The organism is Gordonibacter pamelaeae 7-10-1-b (assembly GCF_000210055.1).
Classification (GTDB): domain Bacteria; phylum Actinomycetota; class Coriobacteriia; order Coriobacteriales; family Eggerthellaceae; genus Gordonibacter; species Gordonibacter pamelaeae.
This window is the reverse complement of sequence record NC_021021.1, coordinates 2,466,941-2,468,363: the sequence shown is the minus strand read 5'-3', so window position 1 is coordinate 2,468,363 and position 1,423 is coordinate 2,466,941. Positions and strand designations below refer to the sequence as shown.

The following is a 1,423-nucleotide window of genomic DNA, read 5'->3' as shown; positions in this document are numbered from 1 at the left end:
TGCGCCGGCCGGCCATGCCGATGCGGGTGCACCGGCTGCGCTGCCCCGCCTTCGCCGCGCCGGTGCGATCGGCGCCCGGCTTTTTCCCCTCTGCCCTTCACCGGGCGGCTGCGGTACGCTACCATGTTCCCGGGAGAAACTACGGGAGGGGATCGTTCTTGTCCGTCGAGAAGGCGAAAACGCTGCTGCGGTCGCTGCGGTGGCATCATCTGGGGTTCGCGTTCGTGTGGGCCATCACGTTCGCGGGCCTCGCGGTGCCCGACGGCTTCGCCGGCCAGCGCCTGTTCAGCTTGAGCGATCAGCTGTGCGCCCTGGCGGCCGTGGGCGCCGCCGTGCTCTACGAGCGGCGGCGCATGCCCTTCCCGCCGCGATCCGCCCTGATGGTGGGCGTGCTGCTGGCCGCAGGTTCGGCCGCCTACTACCTGGCGGCCAACGGTATCGTGCCCGTCCTGCCCGGCTCGCTGGCGGCCGGCGTGCTGGTGGGCCTGGCCCTGGGCTCGTCCTACGTGCTGTGGCAGCAGTTCTTCGCCTCCGAGGGGGCATCGCGCACGGCCGTGTTCATCCCGCTTTCGGCCCTGCTCTCGGTTGCGCTCAGCGTGCTGCTGGCGCTCTTGCCGGACGCCGCGCGCGCCTTGTGCTCCGTGGTCGTCCTGCCCGCTGCGGCCGCCGTGTCGCTCGGCCGCTGCCTGCGGGAGATCGTGCCCGCCGACCCCCGTCCGCGCATGACGGGCACGGCCGCCGCGGCCACGGTGCGCATGCTGTGGAAGCCGGTGTTCTGCACGTGCGCCATCGGCTTCGTGTGGAAGCTGGTCTCGCACCTCTTCGCCGTGCCCGGCGGCATCACGTCGCCGCCCGTGCTGGCCGGCATGGCGCTGGCCGTGGCGGTGGTGGTGCTCATCGAGCTGCTCTCGGAGACGGGCTTCGCGGTGCTGCGCGTCTACCAGATACTGTTTCCGCTGGTCACTGGTGCGTTTTTGTTGCCTACGCTGCTGGGGGTGCAGTTCGCGCCCTTTGCGTCGGGCATGCTGCTGTTCGGCTTCGAGATAGTGAACCTGCTGCTCATCGTCACCTGCGCCGTGTACGCGAGCGAGCGCTCGCTGCCCTCCACCCAGGTGTACGCCCTGTGCGTGGGGCCCACGCTGGCCGCCATGCTCGCGGGCGACGTCGTGGGCACGGGTCTTAGCCCGCTTGCGGCCTACGATTTCGCCCTGGCGGTGAACGTGCTGTTCGTCTGCGTGTACGCGCTGTCGCTCGTGCTGTTCTGCCTGGCGTTCACCCGCAAGGGACGCCGGGGCCGCGCGGCGGCCGAGGCTGAGCACGACATGGCCGTGGTGGGCGCCGCCGCATTCCTTCCGGCGGACGTTCTGGCAGCGGGGGGCTGCTGGATGCTCGGCAGCGACAGGGCCGGACGCCGTCGCGGGCT

1 protein-coding gene is annotated in these 1,423 nt (G+C 71.2%); it reads left to right on the top strand.

What is annotated here, in order from left to right; translation table 11 throughout:
* Positions 1–158: 158 nt before the first annotated feature.
* On the top strand, positions 159–1,423 hold a 1,265-nt coding region (locus GPA_RS19270; RefSeq protein ID WP_041239545.1), incomplete at its 3' end, for a hypothetical protein.